This window comes from Stenotrophomonas sp. 63632_Sma (assembly GCF_056482875.1).
On the sequence record NZ_CM151220.1, the window covers coordinates 2,138,884 to 2,156,321 of the forward strand.

The following is a 17,438-nucleotide window of genomic DNA, read 5'->3' on the forward strand; positions in this document are numbered from 1 at the left end:
GGCGCCATCCATGGCGCCAACGGTCCCGCCAGCCCACCCCGACCCAGCCCTCTCGGCATTCCTGTGACGGACGGCAAGAGCGTTGGCTTTCCAAGTGGGAAGAGGGGGCAGATCCGTTTTCCTGCGGAAAGCGAATCTGAACCCGGAAGCGGTGCTGTTGCTCTTGCTCTTCTTTCTTCAATCCGGGGTGGACGCGCACGGAAACTGTCCGTGGCCGGGAGGGTGGGCTGCGCAGGGGCGTGAGCCGCATGGATGCGGCGACCGAGCTTACATGGACGTACTTGCAGCGGCCCCTGCGCAGCCCACCCTCCCGGCCAACCCTCAGTAGCCACGCGCCTACCGCGACCCCCCCGAGGGGCTTCGCCGTTGGCTGGATATCCAGATACCCCGTAAACAAAAACGCCCCAGCGCAGGGCCAGGGCGTTCTCGTACATCAGGTCAGGCACGCATCAGAATTCCTGCCAGTCTCCATCGGCCAGTTCGGTGGCCATGGGGCGACCACCGGCGGTGCGGCGGGCCGGCGGGGCGACCGGGGCCGGTGCGGCCGGTGCGGCAGCACGCGGGACCGGGGCAGCGGCGATGCGCGGGGCAACCACGGTCTCGGCTTCATCCACCACGAAGATCGACACGGCCTCGCTGAGGTGACCGGCCTGTTCTTCCATTGCGCGTGCGGCGGCGGTGGCTTCTTCCACCAGCGCGGCGTTCTGCTGGGTGGTTTCGTCCATCTGCACCACGGTCTGGTTGACCTGCTCGATGCCAGCACTCTGTTCCTGCGAAGCCGCAGAGATCTCGGCCATGATGTCAGTCACGCGCTGCACCGAGGCGACGATCTCGCCCATGGTGGCGCCGGCCTTGTGCACCAGTGCCGAGCCGTCGTTGACCTTGCCGACCGAATCATCGATCAGGCCCTTGATCTCCTTGGCCGCGGCGGCCGAGCGCTGGGCGAGGGTACGCACTTCGCTGGCGACCACGGCAAAGCCACGGCCCTGTTCGCCGGCGCGTGCGGCTTCCACCGCGGCGTTCAGCGCCAGGATGTTGGTCTGGAAGGCGATCCCGTCGATGACCGAAATGATCTCCGAGATCTTCTTCGACGAAGCCTGGATGGCCGACATGGTGGTGACCACCTGGCCGACCACTTCACCGCCCTGCGAGGCGACGCCATGCGCGCCGATGGCGAGCTGATTGGCCTGGCGGGCGTGTTCGGCGTTCTGGCGCACGGTGGAGGTCAGCTCCTCCATCGAGGCGGCGGTTTCTTCCAGGTTGGCGGCCTGCTGCTCGGTGCGGCGCGACAGGTCACTGTTGCCCGAGGCGATCTCGCCGGCGGCCGAGCTGATCGCGCGGCTGGACTGCTTGATGCGGGTGACGATCTCGCTCAGCTGCGCGGCGGTCGCGTTGGCGTCGTCGCGCATACGGGCGAACACGCCCTGGTAGTCGCCGTGCATGCGCACGGTCAGGTCACCCTGCGACAGCGCGGCGAGCAGGCCGGAGATCTGTTCGATGCTGCCGGCGTTGGCATCCAGCAGGCCGTTGATCTGCTGGGCCAGCTGCAGGAAGAAGCCTTCCTTGTCGGTGGCATCGATGCGGCCGGACAGGTCGCCAGCGGCGGCCTGGGCGATCACGCGGGCCACTTCGGCTTCCACCTGCGCTTCCTGGGTGCGGTCGCGCCATTCCACCACGTAGCCGACGGTGTCGCCGCCTTCATTGCGGATGGTGGAAACCACCTGGGCGAACTGGGCATCGCCGTACTGCATCGGGCGACGGGCGACGCCGTGTGCCTTCAGGTTGCCCAGCAGGGTCTGGTCCATCTCGCCGCGATGCTCCAGCACGGTGACCGGCTTGCCGATCAGCGAGGCCTGCGCGTCGAAGTCCGGCAGGTCGCGGCGCACGTCGTCCTGGTACTGGCTCAGGGTCTGTTGCAGGGCGCGATTGGTGTAGACGATGGTATTGCTGGTGTCGGTCAGGTACACGCCGGTGGAGCTGTAGTCCAGCGCGGTGCGGATGCGCAGGTTCTCGCGGGCGATGGCCTGGTCGGTTTCGGTGCGCTCGCGCAGGTCGCGCTGCATGCGCTGCATCGCCTGCATCAGTTCGCCCACTTCGTCCTGGCGGCTGACGTCGATGTGGCCATCGAGCTTGCCGCCGGCCACATCGTTGGCAACCGAGACGGCGCCGCGCACGCTGCCGACCAGGGCACGGGCAAACAGCCAGACCAGCACCAGGCCGAGTGCGGCGCCGCCCAGCAGGGCGATCACGGTCAGCACGGCCGAGGCGGAGTAGGTGGATTCGGCCTCTTCGCGCGAGGCGCGGGCGAGGCGGTTGTCTTCGGCGATCAGCGCTTCCAGCGCCGAAGCGGCCTTGCGGTGCTTGGTGCGGGTCTCGCCGACGAAGGTATCGATGGCGTCGTCCGGCAGGTCCAGTTCCAGCATCTCGGTGACGCTGTCATAGGAGGCCAGGGCGTCCTTCCACTCCTTGGCGAAGGTGTCGAACAGCTTCTTCTGCTGTGCGTTGTCGACCAGCTTCGGATAGTCCTTGATCGACTTGTCCATGCTGGTACGCAGCTCGACGGTCTGCTTGCGTGCATCAGCCTTGACGTCGTCACTGGCGCGGATCAGCTGCTGGTAGGCGGCGTTGCGGTATTCACCCAGCATGCCGCGCATCTCGCCGGCCATGCGGATGCTCTCCATGCGAGAACCCGCCAGCTCGGTGGTGACGTTGTTCAGCGAGTGCAGGCCGCGATAGGCGACGATACCCTGCAGCAGCATCACCAGCAGGAGGACACCGAAGGTCAGCAGCAGCTTCGGCATCAGTTTCAGGTTGTTGATCCACGGCATGGGCGTTGCGAGCTCCTAAGGCAGACGCGCCCGGGCATCGGGCCCGGTTGCAGCAGAAACCACGCCGGCACCAGGTCCGGCGTGGTTCGACGGACAGCGGATTACTTGATGTTGGCCAGCTTCAAGCCGGCGGGCGAGCTGACTTCGATTTCGGCGCGCGAGGCGTCGCGTTGGATCTTGCCGATCACGCAGACGGTCTTGCCTTCCAGGGTTTCCAGCGGGAAGGAGAACTTGCCGCGGTTCTCGCCAGCGATGCGGGCCGAGAAGGTGTGGCGCGGGAAGGCGCCGCCCATGTACAGGAAGGTCGGCTGGCCTTCGGAACCTTCTGCGTAGCGGGCCTTCTCGACCTTGCCGCAGACCATGCCGTCCTTGCCGACCGAGCGCGGTGCCAGTTCCGGCGGGATCATGTCGGCCGACTGGGCGAACGCGGCGGAAGCAGTGGTGGCCAGGACAGCGGCCGAAACGAACGCAAGCAGGGACTTCATCGAGGTGTATCTCCGGGGATGGTGATGGTCGTTCCGGTTCTGCGCGCTCCTGCGCGACCGGCTTCTGTCCCCCTATCGGCACTGCCGGAGGGAACTGAAGGGGTTTGTGACCAGAACGTGAAGCAGGTCCGTTCGATCAGGCAGCGGCGTCTTCAACGACGCTGGCCTGGCCCATGTCGGCGCTGTCCAGCAGAGTCTCGATGTCGAGCAGGATCAGCATGCGGTCGTCCTGCGTGCCGATGCCGGAGATGAAGCGGGTATCGACGGCGGCGCCGAATTCAGGGGTCGGGCGGATCTGCTCGGCCGACAGCGGGATCACGTCCGAGACGCTGTCGACGACGATGCCGACCACGCGGTCGTCCACGTTCAGCACGATCATCACGGTGAAGGCGTCGTAGCGGGCGTTGTCCAGGCGCAGCTTCAGCCGCAGGTCGATGACCGGCACGATGGTGCCGCGCAGGTTGATCACGCCCTTGATGTAGTCCGGTGCATCCGGGACCCGGGTGACCGCGTCATAGCCGCGGATTTCCTGGACCTTGAGGATGTCCACGCCGTAGTGCTCGGCACCGAGGGTGAAGCTGAGGAATTCGCCACCGGCGCTGGCGGCGGAGCTGGTCTTGTCGTTCATCGAGGGGTCCTGGTTCTGCCGGAAGTCCCGGTGTCAGGCTCGATATCGGCCCCTCGTCGGGGGACTTTAGGTGCCGGGGAAGACATCCACGCATGGCGTGGATCTACCGGGGAAGATGGGGGCATCCACGCATGGCGTGGATCTACACGGGAAGCGCTAGTGCCGGCCGCTGGCCGGCAACCTGGCAACAATGTGGATGCGGCCATTGCCGGCCAGCGGCCGGCACTACCGGTCGGGAGGCCTTACAGCTCGCCGTTGCGGCGCGCCTTGCGCTGGCGGTCGATGCGGAAGATGTAGCGCTGGATGGCACTGTCGGCGCCACGCGGCAGGATGTCGAAGCGCATGCCCACGCGCTTGATCTCGATGCCATTGGGTTGGCGCTGCGGCAGCAGGTTGCAGACGACCAGCTCGATCTCCAGGTCGGGGCCGTCGGGCAGCGACAGCATCGCCGGGTAGCGCTTCTGCAGGCTGAACACCGCGCAGTCGGTAGGCACGGCCACCGCCAGGCCGCCGCCACTGATGTCCACCACCCGCATCGACAGCGCTTCGGCACGGCTCTCGCCGGCGGGGATCAGCAGCTGGGGTGAATCGGTGACTGGCGTCTCCAGCCGGTACATCTCACGTCGCTGCAGATGGACCAGTTCGTCCGGCAGAGGGGCACGGAAGGCGACGTGGCCGTCGTTGTCCACACGTTGCAGTGCCTGCAGGCGGAACCGCACCAGCACGCGTTCGAGCTGGGCAAAGCACAGCAGATGGTCGGCCTGTTCGGCGGCGCGGTTGGACGCCTCCTGCGGGCTGCCATCGAGCAGCAGGGTGTCGTCGTCCTCGTCGAGCTCAAGCAGCGCGGTCGGGAACGAGCGGTCGCGGCCGTCGATATGCGCATTGATCAGTGATCGCTGGTCGATCAACGATCGCAGCAGCTGCCGCAGCTGGCGCGGATTACGGACCAGGAAACGTTCGTCAGCGGCATCAGCCGCGTGGACATCATGCACTGCAGTGTCGTTGCCGTCGGACATGGAATCTACGGTCAGGGGCGGGCGCCAGCACGCGTTGGCGCGAGGCTCGATGGGGATATCGGCCACTGTGCCCGATTATGAAGTGAGAATTGCATCACTTTCCATGCGTCAGGGGTCGGATCCCTTTCCCGAAGGAAAGGGATCCGACCCCGGGTACATCAGAACTCCTGCCAGTCGCCGTCTGCGGCCAGCGCCGGCTGGGCCGTCGCCGTGCGCAGCGTACGCGCCGGGACCGGCTTTGCGGCCGGTGCGGCGGCTGCGACCTGGCGCGGCACCGGTGCCGCCAGCGGGCGTGCCGGGATGGCCGTCGTGCCCTGTGATGCCAGCCGGAAGCGGGCCACGGCTTCACCCAGCTGCACGGCCTGGTCTTCCATTGCACGTGCGGCAGCGGTGGCTTCTTCCACCAGCGCGGCGTTCTGCTGGGTGGTCTCGTCCATCTGCACCACGGTCTGGTTGACCTGCTCGATGCCGGCCGATTGTTCCTGCGAAGCCGCAGAGATCTCGGCCATGATGTCGGTCACGCGCTGCACCGAGGCGACGATCTCGCCCATGGTGCTGCCGGCCTGGTGCACCAGGCTGGAGCCTTCGGCGACCTTGCCGACCGAATCATCGATCAGGCCCTTGATCTCCTTGGCGGCCGCAGCCGAGCGCTGGGCGAGGGTACGCACTTCGCTGGCGACCACGGCGAAGCCACGGCCCTGTTCGCCGGCACGTGCGGCTTCCACTGCGGCGTTCAGCGCCAGGATGTTGGTCTGGAAGGCGATGCCGTCGATGACCGAGATGATCTCGGCGATCTTCTTCGACGAGGCTTCGATGGCCGACATGGTGGTGACCACCTGGCCGACCACTTCACCGCCCTGCGAGGCGACGCCATGTGCGCCGATGGCGAGCTGATTGGCCTGGCGGGCGTGCTCGGCGTTCTGGCGCACGGTGGAGGTCAGCTCCTCCATCGACGCGGCGGTTTCTTCCAGATTGGCGGCCTGCTGCTCGGTGCGGCGCGACAGATCGCTGTTGCCCGACGCGATCTCGCCAGCGGCGAGGGTGATGCTGGACGCGCTGGCCTGGATCTGGCCGACGATCTGCGTCAGCTGCGCGACGGTGGTGTTGGCGTCGTCACGCATGCGTGCGAACACGCCGTTGAACTGGCCGTCCATGCGCGCGGTCAGGTCGCCGGCGGCGATCGACTGCAGCAGCTGCGAGAGCTGGCCGAGGTTGCCGTCGGCGACCTGCATCATGCTGTTGAGCTGCTCGATCATCACGCGGAAATCGTGATCGAAACGCTGCGCATCACCGCGCTGGCTGAAGTCGCCGGCTGCGGCGGCCGAGGCCAGCTGCTGGATCTGCGTGTTGATGGCCAGCAGGCTGGCCTTGGCCGCATCCATCGACTCGTGCAGGATCGCGCGGCTGCCGGGCAGGCGGCGTGCGTCCGGGGTGAGGTTGCCGGTGGCGTACTGGTTGAGCACGTCGATGGCATCGCGGATCGCGTCAAGATGTTCGAAGATGACCGTGTTGATGCCGCTGGCCAGCTGCCCGTAGACGCCCGGGAAGTCTTCCGGAATGCGATGGCTGATGTCCGGACCGGCGTGCATCTGCGCCATCAGCTGGGTCTGCTCGGAGAAGCGGCGCAGCATCGCGGTCATTTCGGTGGTGGCGGCCAGCATCTTGCCGGCTTCGTCCTTGCTGGTGGCCTGGGTGCTGACGCTGAGATCGCCACGGGCAACGGCCTGGATCGCGTGCACGGCCTTGCCGAGCGGGCCGGTGACGGCGCGCGAGATGACCGTTGCCAGCGCGGCTGCCACCAGCGACAGCAGCACGATGCAGCCGATGATGGCGATCATGCTGGCGCGGTGGGTGGCATTTGCATCGGCGATCTTGGCATCCATCAGGCCGGCGATATGGGTGCCGAGGGTCTTCATCGCAGCGAACAGGTCACGGCGGGCCGGGCGCGACTGTTCGTCGGAGATCTGCCGTGCCAAGGTGCCGTCGCCTGCCGCGACGGCTTCGCGCATGGCCTTGTTGGCAGCGAAGTAGCGGTCCAGCTGTACGTTGGCCGCAGCGTACAGCTCGCGCTCCTTGGCCAGGGCTGGCAGTGCCGAGTAGGCGGCCAGTTCGTCATGTACGGCCTTGGCGGTGTCGTCCATGCGCTTGTAGTAGTCGGCCACCTTGTCAGGCTGGTCGAGCATGCTCAACAGAGCCAGCTCGTAGGTGCGGAACTCGCCGAGTTGCGAGCGCGCCTCGCCGAGATGCTGCACCGAGGGAATATCGTTGCTGGCCATCTCGCCCAGTTGCTTGTTGGCCTCGTTGAGCCGCAGCAGTGCGAATGCGCCGAGGACGAGGGTCATCAAGGTGGTGAGGGTGAACCCCACGGCCAGCTTGCGGGCGATGGGCAGATCGTGGAACCACTTCATGCAGGGTGCTCCAGGTGGGCAGGGCGCCGGCGTCGTTGCGTCGGCTGGGGGGGGTGCAGAGCGAACGGTGGTGCCCGGTGGGGGTTCGGTGACGGCCGTCAAAGCGAAATAGCGGCGCAGTTCGGATGGACTTTATGGACGCAGATCACATTCGGTTGCGTAGGGATGACGTCGCGAAAGTGGTGCCATGACAGGGCTTTCGCTTGAACGGCAAGGTTGCGCCCGAAACCTTCGTGCAGACGGAGTTCACGGTATGCCTGGCGAAGCGAGCGCGGTCAGATCGTGGCCGTGCGCGCAAACGAAAACCGCCGCCCCGAAGGGCGGCGGCTCAGTGCACGCATTCAACGTGGATCAGGCGGCCTGCGGCATCCGCAGCGAACGCACCAGACCGCCGATGTCGACGATCAGGGCCACGCGGCCATCGCCAAGGATGGTGGCACCGGATACCCCGCCGATGCGGCGGTAGTTGTTCTCGATGTTCTTCACCACCACCTGCTGCTGACCGACCAGCTCGTCCACTTCCAGCGCAATCTTCTGGCCATCACCTTCAACCACCACCACCAGCGATTCGCTGCCCGGTGCGCGGTTGCCGTAGCCGTAGTACTCGCTCAGCGACAGGATCGGCAGATACTCGCCACGCACGCGCAGCACGCGGCCTTCGCCGGCCATGCTGCGGATGTCCTCGGCCTGCGGCTGCAGGGCCTCAAGCACATAAGCCAGCGGCAGGATCAGGGTTTCACCGGCCACCGCCACGGTCATGCCGTCGAGGATGGCCAGGGTCAGCGGCAGGCGGATCAGCGTGCGGGTGCCAGCGCCGAGGCTGCTTTCGATCTGGACCTCGCCCCCCAGCGCCTGGATGTTGCGGCGGACCACGTCCATGCCAACGCCACGGCCGGACAGGTCGGTGACTGCATCGGCGGTGGAGAAACCCGGCTGGAAAATCAGGTCCCAGACCTGCGAATCGGTCGGGTTGTCCGGCACCGCCAGGCCGCGTTCGGTGGCCTTGGCCAGGATCTTGGCGCGGTCCAGGCCGCGGCCGTCGTCGCTGACTTCGATGACGATATGGCCGCCCTGATGCGAGGCTGCCAGGGTGATCGTGCCGGTCTCGTCCTTGCCCGCACCGCGACGTACGTCGGGCATTTCCAGACCGTGGTCGATCGAGTTGCGCACCAGGTGCACCAGCGGATCGGCGATCTTTTCGATCAGGCCCTTGTCCAGTTCGGTGCCTTCGCCGACGGTGCGCAGGCGGACCTGCTTGCCGAGACGGCTGGACAGGTCGCGGACCAGGCGCGGGAAGCGGCGGAACACCGCATCGACCGGCAGCATGCGCACGCCGATCACCGCTTCCTGCAGATCGCGGGTGTTGCGTTCAAGCTGGTCCAGGCCGGCGAACAGGCTCTCGGCGTGGACCGGGTCCAGCGCGTGCGAGACCTGCTTGAGCATGGCCTGGGTGATGACCAGTTCGCCGACCAGGTTGATCAGCGCATCGACCTTGTCGACGCTGACCCGGATCGAGGTTTCGGCTTCCTGGCCGCCAGCGCTGCTGGCAGCGGCGGCGGGTGCCGCCGGTACAACGGCAGCCGGTGTGGAAGGGGCGGGTGTGGCGGGTGCCTCGGTGGCCAGGCTCGGCGGCGCAGCCGGACGGATGTCCAGTTCGCAGTCGTCCAGCACCCAGGCGAAGGTGTCTTCGATCTTGCTGCGCGGCACCTTGCCGACCAGGCCGAGATCCCACGCCAGGTGGGCCTCCAGCGGGTCGAGCTGGGCGAAGCCGGGCAGGCGTTCCATGCGCGCGGCGACCTGCAGCGAACCGAGATGTTCCAGTTCGCGGATGATGCGCAGCGGGTCGTTGCCGCTCATGAACAGCGATGGCGCCGGGGTGAAACCGATCTGCCAGGCTTCCGGCGTATCGTCCACCTTGGCTGCGGCGGCCGCGGGGGCGCTCGCTGCGGCCTCCCCGGAAAGAACCGCCTCCAGGCGCGCCTTCACCGCAGCAACTGCGGCGGGATCGGCGGCCTGGCCGTGTTCGGCTTCGCGCAGCAGGGCGCGCAGCACGTCCACCGAGGACAGCATGGCGTCGACGGCGTGGCCTTCCAGCGCCCGCTTGCCGGCACGCAGCTCATCGAGCAGCGTTTCCAGCACATGGGTCAGGCCGGCGATCGCATCGAAGCCGAAGGTGCCGGCGCCGCCCTTGATCGAGTGGGCGGCGCGGAACACCGAATTGATGATCTCCGCGTCCTGCTGCCCCGATTCCAGGGCCAGCAGGCCAGCCTCCATCGCGTCGAGGCCTTCGCGGCTCTCCTCGAAGAAGGTGGCGTGGAAGCGTTGCAGGTCCATGCTCATGGCAGTGGTGGTCCGGAAGCGAAGTGGGGGAGCGGTGGCGGGCGATCAGCCCAGCACTTTCTGCACGGTGGCGACCAGCTGTTCCGGATTGAACGGCTTGACCAGCCAGCCGGTGGCACCGGCGGCCTTGCCTTCGGACTTCTTGTCGGCGGCCGATTCGGTGGTCAGCATCAGCAGCGGCGTGAACTTGTAGTCCGGCAGCTGGCGCAGTTCGCGGATCAGCGCGATGCCGTCCATGTTCGGCATGTTGACGTCGGTGACTACCGCATTGAAGCGCTGGCCCTTGGCGCGACCGAGCGCGACCGCGCCGTCTTCAGCTTCTTCGACGGCAAAACCGGCCGAGGTGAGGGCGAAGGACACCATCTGGCGCATTGACGCCGAATCGTCCACCACCAAGATACGTGCGCTCATGCAGCGTTCTCCACAGATTTCAGGTTGTCATGGGTTACGTCCAGGCCCAGGGCCTGGGTGACGCCCAGCAGGCGCGCGGCGTCACGGAAGGTTGCAGTGCAACCGTGGAAGCCGGTGCCGAGGCCTGCCTCGCGGCGGGCCTGCACGAACGCACACAGCACCTGCACGGCGGCCGTGTGGATGCGGGCGACCTGGCTGGCATCCAGGGTCAGCTCGCCTGCCTGCGCCACCAGCGGGGCGAGGCGGTTCTTGAGCTCGGTGGTGCTCTCGATGCCGAGATCCCCACCCAGTTCGACTGTGCTCATCGTTGCTCCGGACAAACGGTTCCGTGATCCATAACGGCACCCCGGCGGGGTTCTTTAGGGGAATCGACGCGGTGCGTCGATGCGGTCGCTGTTGAAAAGGGGACGGAGGGGATTAAGTCGCAACTGGCTCGGCGCTTTGCGCCGATGCGGTGCCTGTCGGGGACGCAAGGCGTTGATCCGTTGGATCAATACCTTACGTCCCCACTGCGTGGTCGCGGTTGCTGAGGGTGGCTGCGGGAGCGCCTGGTCGATTGCGACTTAATCCCCTCCGTCCCCTTTTTTCGTTCAACTCAACAACCGGGTGGCATCCAGCAGGATCATTGGGCGCTGGCTGACCCTGGCGACGCCACGGAACAGGTCGTTGGAGATCTGGCAGATGCGCGCGGTATCGGGTGGCTCGATCTGCGAATCGGTGAGGTTGGCGACATCTTCCACTGCCGACACGCGCAGGCCGATGGTCTCGCCGTCTTCCTCCAGCACCACGATGCGGGTCTGTGAGTCGTCTTCGGCGGCCGCGGCGCCCAGGTGCAGGCCGAGGTCCATCACCGGTACCACCTGGCCACGCAGGTTCATGATGCCCAGCATGGCCGGCGCAGTGCCGCGCAACGGCAGCAGCGGCACCGGCAGCACCACTTCCTGCACCTTCAGCAGTTCCAGTGCATAGGCCTGGGTGCCGCAGCGCAGGCGCAGCCAGCGCGAGGTGCGCTCGCCGGCGCGTCGGTTCTGTGGATGCGGGCTGCTGGCGGGCCGATGTGCCTGTGCCTGCAGCTCCTGCCAGCTGCTCGGGCGGTTGCCTGCTGGCGCGTCCACGGCCACGCGCGGGGGCGGCGCGGCATCGGTGCGTGCAACTGGAGCGGGTGCTGTGACCACGGCCGCTGGTGGCGCAGGAACATCCTCGCCGCCGGCAGCGGCCTCGAACGCGGCCTCCAGGCCGGGGCTGTCGGTGTGGGCGAGACGATGGCTGTCGGCCGGATCGGTCTCGTAGATCACTTCGTCCGGCAGGTCGTCCCATGTAGGTTCCGGGCCGGACTTGGCGGTGGCGGGAGCAGGGGCCGTCTCGTGGATCACCTCGTCAGGCAGGTCATCCCAGGTCGGTTCGCGCTCGGGGGCGGCGACAGGCATTGCGGCGGCCTCGAAGGCGGCCTCCAGTGCTGCGTCGTCCTCTGCCGCGGCAGCAGCAACAGTCTCCGTTTCGTAGATCACTTCGGCGGGCAGATCGTCCCAGGTGGGTTCGCGCTCAGCCGTTGCGGCCGCGTCGAAGGCGGCTTCGAGTGCGGCGTTGTCGACGGCAGGCGCAGCGGCGACGGTCTCGGTTTCGTAGATCACCTCGGCCGGCAGGTCATCCCAAGTCGGCTCGCGTTCGGCGTCGGCTGCAATTGCTGGGCACGCTTCGTCGCTCGCCGGCGGCGGTGCAGCCGGTGGTGCCACGGCGATCGCTTCGCCCAGCAGTTCGTCCAGGTAGTCGTCCAGTACACCGGTGCTGTTCATGCGGCCTGCTCCAGGGCGCGGGCATCCTCGCCGAGGATCCAGTTCAGCGCGCGGCGATAGGCGGCCAGGCCGCGGCCCGGGTAATCCTCACCAACGCTCGGCAGGGTCAGGCCGGCGGCGTTGCTGATGCGGGTGTCGATCGGAATCGCGTCTTCCCACACACGGGTGCCGTGACGATCCTGCATCGTGCGCAGCGACTCATTACCGGCGCGGGTGCGGCGGTCGAACAGGGTCGGCAGGATCGAGATCGGCAACGGGCGGCGGCGCGAACGTTCGACCATCTCGCCGGTGCGGACCATGCCGTCCAGTCCATGCAGCGCCAGTGGCTCGGCCTGGGTGGGGATGATCAGGCGATCGGCTGCGGCCAGCGCATTGATCATCAACAGGCCGAGGGTGGGCGCGCAGTCCAGCAGGATGTAGTCGTGCTGGCCCTGGTGGCGCGCAAGCGCATTCTGCAGCGCCAGGCCAAGGCCAGGCTGGTTGGCGCTGCGGCGTTCCAGCGTGGCCAGCGCGGACTGTGCGCAGACATAGTCCAGGCCATGGATGCTGCTGGCATGGCACAGGCTGGAAAGATCGGCGGGCGGGGCGCCGAACAGCTCCAGCACGCCAGCCGGCGGCGGGTCCACCGGTACGCCGAACGCGCGGCTGAGCGAGGCATGCGGATCGAGGTCGATCAGCAGCACGCGATGGCCAAGTGCGGCCAGTCCGCGGCCGAGGGCGAGGGTGGTGGTGGTCTTGCCGACTCCGCCCTTCTGGTTGGCGACTGCCCAGATGCGCATCGGATTACTCCTTCATTGCCGGGGGAACGGCGGCGCCGACGCGGCTGCCAGCCGGCACCGGCGGCAACTTCACCGGTGCGATGGGGGAGGTGGGGGCGGTAGCCGGAGTTGCCGCGGCTTGTTCGGTATCGGTGTTCCGGGTGGCGCCGGTGGCTGCGTTCAGGCGCTGGCCGAGTGGGTCCACCGAGTGCGAGGTGTCGGCCAGGATGATGACCATCACCCGGCGGTTGCGGTTGCGGCCCTGCGCGCTGTCGTTCTCTTCGCGCGGACGGAACTGGCCGTAGCCGACCATCGCCAGCCGCGACGGCTGCACGCCCTGGTCGGCGAACAGGTGCACCACGCTGGCCGCGCGCCCGGCCGACAGTTCCCAGTTCGACGGGAAGGTGGCGGTGGCGATCGGTACATTGTCGGTGTGGCCTTCCACGCGCACGCTGTTGGGTACGTCGCGCAGGACCTCGGCCAGGCTGGCCAGGGTCTGCCGCGCATGCACGTCCAGCGCGGCCGAACCGGTGGGGAACAGGATGTCGCTGTTGATCTCGACTTCGATCCACAGCTCGGTGCGGCGCACGCTGATCATGCCGCGGTCGATCAGCGGTGCCAGCGCGGCGGTCAGGCGGTCGGCGATGCTGTTGAGCTGGCGCTCGGCGCGCGCGATCTGCTCCTGGTTGTGCACCGAAACAGGCATGCGCATCTGCGAGGCCATCGACGGCAGCAGGGTCGGGTCGTGCGACGGCGCAGGCGCCGAGGGCCCGATCTTGGTGCCGGACTTGATCACCGAGGGGCTGTCCCAGCCGCCACCCTGCACCTGCTTGTTACCCACCTGTACCGGATTGATCGTGCGCGGCGCGCCCCCGAAGGCATCGGTCAGCGCGTCGGCCATGATCCGGTACTTGCCTTCGTTCACCGAGGAAATCGCGTACATGACCACGAAGAAGGCGAGCAGCAGCGTCATCAGGTCGGCATAGGGGATCGCCCATGCTTCGTGGTTGGCGTGCTCTTCGTGGTGCTTGCGGCGGGCCATGTCAGTGCAGGAAGCCGGAGAGGTTGGTTTCGATGTTGCGCGGGTTTTCGCCCTGGGCGATCGAGATCAGGCCTTCAATGACCATTTCGCGGTCGCGGGTGTTGTGCGAGATCACACTCTTGAGCTTGGCGGCCACCGGCAGGAACAGCAGGTTGGCCGAGGCGATGCCGTAGATGGTGGCGGTGAACGCTGCGGCGATGCCGTGGCCGAGCTTGCTCGGGTCGGCCAGGTTCTTCATCACCGCGATCAGGCCAAGCACGGCACCGATGATGCCCAGCGTCGGTGCATAGATGCCCATCGCTTCGAAGACCTTGGCACCGGCCTGGTCCTGGTGTTCCTGGCTGCCCAGTTCGATTTCCAGCATGTGCCGCATCGATTCGGGTTCGACGCCGTCCACCAGCAGCTGCAGGCCCTTGCGCAGGAACGGGTCCTGCTGTGCTTCCACCTGCGATTCCAGGCCCAGCAGGCCCTGGCGGCGGGCGATGTTGCTCCACTCGACGATCTGCTGGATCAGTTCGCGGCGATCGCTGTGCGGCGGGCGCACGACCCAGCGCACGATCTTGAAGGCATGCTTGAACACCGCCGGCGAGGTATGCAGCAGGATCGCGGCGACGGTGCCGACGATGACGATCACGAACGCCGCAGGCGACCACAACGACGCCAGGCCGGCGCCCTTGAGGATGCTGCCGCCGACCAGCGAGGCCAGGGCGAGAAAGAGTCCAATGAGGCTGAGTCTATCCATGGTTCCGGTATCGGCGTGTATGAATGGGACTTGAGACACCGGTAGATCGCGTACAGACGGTGGTCACAGTTTTCGGGGCGCCGGGCATGGCCCGGTGGGGTTCATCGCAGCCCGTCCACGTCCAGGATCAGCGCCATGCGACCATCGCCGATCAAGGTTGCACCGGCATAACCGCGCAGGCCGCGCAGCGCTTTCGGCAGCGGCTTGATGACCACTTCCTCACGCCCGCGTACCTGGTCCACGACCAGCCCGAAGCGCGCTTCGCCAGCCTGCAGCACCACGATGGTCAGCAGCGGCGAGGCGGCCGGCGTCACATCCAGCCACTGGCGCAGATCGACCAGCGGCAGCGTGTGCGAGCGGCGGTCGAGCACGGCACGGCCATCGAACCAGCCCAGCGAGGTGCGCGGCGCGTGCAGCACTTCCATCACGCGGGCCAGCGGCAGCGCATAGACGTCCTCGCCGGCCTGCACCAGCAGGGTCGGCAGGATCGCCAGGGTCAGCGGCACGCGGATCAGGAAGCGGCTGCCACGGCCCAGTTCCGACTGGATCTGGATCTGGCCGCTCAGTTCGCGGATGCGTGACTGCACCACGTCCATGCCGACGCCACGACCGGAGATGTCGGTGACCTGCTGCTTGGTCGAGAAGCCGGGCAGGAACACCAGGTGCAGGCACTCCTCGCTGCTCAGGCGCGCGGCGGCTTCCGGATCGATCAGGCCCTTCTCGCGGGCCTTGGCACGCAGCTTTTCCGGGTCGATGCCGGCGCCATCGTCCTGCACCTCGATGCTGACGTAGTCGCCTTCCTGCTGTGCGGACAGGCGCACATGGCCCATCCGTGGCTTGCCCTGTGCCTCGCGCAGGTCGGGCATTTCCACGCCATGGTCGATGGCGTTGCGGACCAGGTGCACCAGCGGGTCGGCCAGCGCTTCCACCAAGTTGCGGTCGAGCTCGGTCTCGGCGCCGATCAGTTCCAGGTCCACTTCCTTCTTCAGCGAGCGGGCGACGTCGCGGGCAACCTTGGGGAAGCGCGAGAACACCTTGCCCACCGGCTGCATGCGGGTGCGCATCACTGCCGACTGCAGGCGGGCGGTGGCGATATCCAGAGTGGACACGGCCCGGTCCAGCTCTTCATCGCGCAGGCGTGCACGCAGGGTCTTGAGCCGATTGCGTGACAGCACCAGTTCGCCGATCAGGTTGACGATCGCGTCCAGGCGCTTGGTGTCCACGCGCACGGTATGTTCGGCCTCGGCCAGCGGCTTGGCGGCCGGCTTCGCCACCGGTGCCGGTGCGGCGACCGGGCGCGGCGCTGCGATCGGGGCCGGTGCCACCACGGCCGCAGGCTTGGTGCCCGGTGCCGCGCCACCGTGCAGCTGGTCGAGCAGGGCTTCGAACTCGTCTTCGCTGATCAGTCCGTCGTCGGCCTTCTTCGCCGGTGCGACCGCGGTCGGGGCATTGCCGCCGTGCAGCTGGTCGAGCAGGGCCTCGAACTCATCATCGGTGATCAGGTCACTGCCACCGGCGGCGGGCGCAGCGGCGGCTGCCGCCGGGGCGGTGGCGCCACCGTGTACATCGAACTGCGCGATCAGCTCGGGGGGCGCGTAGCCCGGTTCGGTACCCGAGGACACTGCATCCAGCATCGACTGCAGGTAATCCAGCGATTGCTGGGCCGCGTCGAAGTGGTGGGCCTGCAGCACGGCCTGGCCGGCACGTGCGGCGCCCAGCGCCTCTTCAGCGGCATGGCACAGCTCGACCATGGCGGTGACGCCGAGGAAGCCGGCGCCGCCCTTGAGCGTGTGGTAGCCACGGAACACCGCGTTGAGCTGATCGCTGTCCTGCGGTGCCTGCTCCAGCGACACCAGCTGTTCGCCGAGGCGATCCAGGATCTCCTGCGCCTCGATGATGAAATCGGCAGTGATGTCGTCGGATACCGCGCTCATGCTTACAGCCCCAGATCCGACAACAGGTCGTCGGCGTCGTTCTGCGAGACCGCGTGGCGGTCCAGTCCCTTCAGTGCCGGCCCGGCCAGTTCCGGGTCGGTGCGATGCTGTTCCGGCGGCAGGCCGAGCGCGCCGAAGCCTTCGTGCACGCGGCGGACGATGCCGACCACGCGACGGATGATCTGCCCGGTCAGGTCCTGGTAGCTCTGGGTCAGGGCGATCTCGGTCAGGTTGTGGCGGATGCGCTCGAGCTGCGCGTCCTGGCCCGGCTGCAGGCCTTCGGCGCGCAGCTGTTCGGTCAGGCTGCGGCATTCCTCGGCCAGGTCCAGGGTGCGGTGCGTGGCCTGTTCGGTCATCGCCACCACGTGGTCCAGTCGCGCGCAGGCGTCGTCCAGTTCGCCGGCTTCGCTCGGCACGGTCGGCAGTTCGCCCAGCGCCTGTCCCAGCTCGCGGGCCAGCCGCGAGAGGCCGCTCATCATCGGCTGCGTGCGCAGCGCGACCAGCCCGTCGATGCGCTGCCGCCAGGCGGCCTCGTCACCGGATTCGAGCGCGTCCAGGGCCTCCTGCAGGCGCAGGGCGAGGGCGTTCTTGTCGACCGTGGTATCCATCAGGCGCTGGCCGCCAGGCGTTCGAAGATCTTGCCGAGCTTCTCTTCCAGCGTCTGCGCGGTGAACGGCTTGATGATGTAGCCGTTCACGCCGCTCTGGGCGGCTTCGATGATCTGCTCGCGCTTGGCTTCTGCCGTGACCATCAGCACCGGCAGGGTCTTCAGCTTGGCATCGGCACGGATGGCCTTGAGCAGCTCGATGCCGGTCATCACCGGCATGTTCCAGTCGGTGACCACGAAATCGAACGGCTGGCTCTGCAGCAGCGACAGCGCGGCATGCCCGTCCTCGGCTTCGGCGGTATTGGTGAAGCCCAGATCGCCCAGCAGGTTCTTGACGATTCGACGCATGGTCGAGAAGTCGTCGACGATCAGGATGCGCATGTTCTTGTTCAAAGCAGAATTCCTTTGTTGTTCATTCCGGACGGCCGGGGGCAGCCGCCTCGGGG

Annotated in this window: 15 protein-coding genes; all 15 read right to left on the reverse strand. The window is 67.2% G+C overall.

Annotation, left to right across the window (positions count from 1 at the left end):
• Positions 1 to 449: 449 nt before the first annotated feature.
• Positions 450 to 2,828 (reverse strand): methyl-accepting chemotaxis protein, encoded by a 2,379-nt coding sequence (locus tag ACZK45_RS09890; protein ID WP_125895427.1) that lies wholly within the window; start codon positions 2,826 to 2,828, stop codon positions 450 to 452.
• Positions 2,829 to 2,929: 101 nt separating this feature from the next.
• Complete coding sequence (locus ACZK45_RS09895) at positions 2,930 to 3,313, reverse strand: hypothetical protein (RefSeq protein WP_010482470.1); 384 nt, start codon at positions 3,311 to 3,313, stop codon at positions 2,930 to 2,932.
• Between the two features lie 136 nt (positions 3,314 to 3,449).
• Positions 3,450 to 3,941 carry a chemotaxis protein CheW gene (locus ACZK45_RS09900; protein ID WP_121503195.1) on the reverse strand — a complete coding sequence of 164 codons (492 nt, stop codon included), beginning with the start codon at positions 3,939 to 3,941 and terminating at the stop codon, positions 3,450 to 3,452.
• 242 nt (positions 3,942 to 4,183) lie between these two features.
• Positions 4,184 to 4,957 (reverse strand): flagellar brake protein, encoded by a 774-nt coding sequence (locus ACZK45_RS09905; RefSeq protein ID WP_032129226.1) that lies wholly within the window; start codon positions 4,955 to 4,957, stop codon positions 4,184 to 4,186.
• Positions 4,958 to 5,115: 158 nt separating this feature from the next.
• Positions 5,116 to 7,365, reverse strand: coding sequence for a methyl-accepting chemotaxis protein (locus tag ACZK45_RS09910; RefSeq protein ID WP_125895426.1), 2,250 nt, complete (start codon positions 7,363 to 7,365; stop codon positions 5,116 to 5,118).
• A gap of 351 nt (positions 7,366 to 7,716) precedes the next feature.
• Positions 7,717 to 9,705, reverse strand: coding sequence for a chemotaxis protein CheA (locus tag ACZK45_RS09915; RefSeq protein ID WP_032129224.1), 1,989 nt, complete (start codon positions 9,703 to 9,705; stop codon positions 7,717 to 7,719).
• A 45-nt stretch (positions 9,706 to 9,750) separates the two neighbouring features.
• The gene (locus tag ACZK45_RS09920) at positions 9,751 to 10,116 is read right to left on the reverse strand and encodes a response regulator (RefSeq protein ID WP_005409521.1); all 366 of its coding nucleotides are present in this window, start codon (positions 10,114 to 10,116) and stop codon (positions 9,751 to 9,753) included.
• On the reverse strand, positions 10,113 to 10,421 hold the full coding sequence (locus tag ACZK45_RS09925; RefSeq protein ID WP_014037092.1) for an STAS domain-containing protein: 309 nt from the start codon (positions 10,419 to 10,421) through the stop codon (positions 10,113 to 10,115). The genes ACZK45_RS09920 and ACZK45_RS09925 overlap by 4 nt, the downstream gene beginning before the upstream one ends.
• A gap of 285 nt (positions 10,422 to 10,706) precedes the next feature.
• On the reverse strand, positions 10,707 to 11,909 hold the full coding sequence (locus ACZK45_RS09930) for a chemotaxis protein CheW (RefSeq protein WP_329913559.1): 1,203 nt from the start codon (positions 11,907 to 11,909) through the stop codon (positions 10,707 to 10,709).
• Positions 11,906 to 12,688 carry a ParA family protein gene (locus tag ACZK45_RS09935; RefSeq protein WP_005413243.1) on the reverse strand — a complete coding sequence of 261 codons (783 nt, stop codon included), beginning with the start codon at positions 12,686 to 12,688 and terminating at the stop codon, positions 11,906 to 11,908. The genes ACZK45_RS09930 and ACZK45_RS09935 overlap by 4 nt, the downstream gene beginning before the upstream one ends.
• 4 nt (positions 12,689 to 12,692) lie before the next feature.
• Positions 12,693 to 13,709: a flagellar motor protein MotD gene (gene motD / locus ACZK45_RS09940; RefSeq protein WP_032129222.1), complete on the reverse strand. Its 1,017-nt coding sequence runs from the start codon at positions 13,707 to 13,709 to the stop codon at positions 12,693 to 12,695.
• A gap of 1 nt (position 13,710) precedes the next feature.
• Positions 13,711 to 14,451, reverse strand: a complete 741-nt coding sequence (locus ACZK45_RS09945; protein ID WP_010482457.1) for a flagellar motor protein — start codon at positions 14,449 to 14,451, stop codon at positions 13,711 to 13,713.
• 101 nt (positions 14,452 to 14,552) lie between these two features.
• Positions 14,553 to 16,385 carry a chemotaxis protein CheA gene (locus tag ACZK45_RS09950; protein WP_478445783.1) on the reverse strand — a complete coding sequence of 611 codons (1,833 nt, stop codon included), beginning with the start codon at positions 16,383 to 16,385 and terminating at the stop codon, positions 14,553 to 14,555.
• Between the two features lie 2 nt (positions 16,386 to 16,387).
• On the reverse strand, positions 16,388 to 16,993 hold the full coding sequence (locus ACZK45_RS09955; RefSeq protein WP_006442968.1) for a protein phosphatase CheZ: 606 nt from the start codon (positions 16,991 to 16,993) through the stop codon (positions 16,388 to 16,390).
• Positions 16,993 to 17,385 carry a chemotaxis response regulator CheY gene (cheY, locus tag ACZK45_RS09960; protein WP_006365466.1) on the reverse strand — a complete coding sequence of 131 codons (393 nt, stop codon included), beginning with the start codon at positions 17,383 to 17,385 and terminating at the stop codon, positions 16,993 to 16,995. The genes ACZK45_RS09955 and cheY overlap by 1 nt, the downstream gene beginning before the upstream one ends.
• Between the last annotated feature and the right edge of the window lie 53 nt (positions 17,386 to 17,438).

Coding starts and splice junctions, on each gene's coding strand:
- ACZK45_RS09900 (WP_121503195.1), bottom strand. CDS start 3,941: ATGAACGACAAGACCAGCTCCGCCGCCAGCGCCGGTGGCGAATTCCTC.
- ACZK45_RS09895 (WP_010482470.1), bottom strand. CDS start 3,313: ATGAAGTCCCTGCTTGCGTTCGTTTCGGCCGCTGTCCTGGCCACCACT.
- ACZK45_RS09910 (WP_125895426.1), bottom strand. CDS start 7,365: ATGAAGTGGTTCCACGATCTGCCCATCGCCCGCAAGCTGGCCGTGGGG.
- ACZK45_RS09955 (WP_006442968.1), bottom strand. CDS start 16,993: ATGGATACCACGGTCGACAAGAACGCCCTCGCCCTGCGCCTGCAGGAG.
- ACZK45_RS09920 (WP_005409521.1), bottom strand. CDS start 10,116: ATGAGCGCACGTATCTTGGTGGTGGACGATTCGGCGTCAATGCGCCAG.
- ACZK45_RS09945 (WP_010482457.1), bottom strand. CDS start 14,451: ATGGATAGACTCAGCCTCATTGGACTCTTTCTCGCCCTGGCCTCGCTG.
- ACZK45_RS09950 (WP_478445783.1), bottom strand. CDS start 16,385: ATGAGCGCGGTATCCGACGACATCACTGCCGATTTCATCATCGAGGCG.
- ACZK45_RS09890 (WP_125895427.1), bottom strand. CDS start 2,828: ATGCCGTGGATCAACAACCTGAAACTGATGCCGAAGCTGCTGCTGACC.
- motD (WP_032129222.1), bottom strand. CDS start 13,709: ATGGCCCGCCGCAAGCACCACGAAGAGCACGCCAACCACGAAGCATGG.
- ACZK45_RS09905 (WP_032129226.1), bottom strand. CDS start 4,957: ATGTCCGACGGCAACGACACTGCAGTGCATGATGTCCACGCGGCTGAT.
- ACZK45_RS09935 (WP_005413243.1), bottom strand. CDS start 12,688: ATGCGCATCTGGGCAGTCGCCAACCAGAAGGGCGGAGTCGGCAAGACC.
- ACZK45_RS09915 (WP_032129224.1), bottom strand. CDS start 9,705: ATGAGCATGGACCTGCAACGCTTCCACGCCACCTTCTTCGAGGAGAGC.
- ACZK45_RS09925 (WP_014037092.1), bottom strand. CDS start 10,421: ATGAGCACAGTCGAACTGGGTGGGGATCTCGGCATCGAGAGCACCACC.
- ACZK45_RS09930 (WP_329913559.1), bottom strand. CDS start 11,909: ATGAACAGCACCGGTGTACTGGACGACTACCTGGACGAACTGCTGGGC.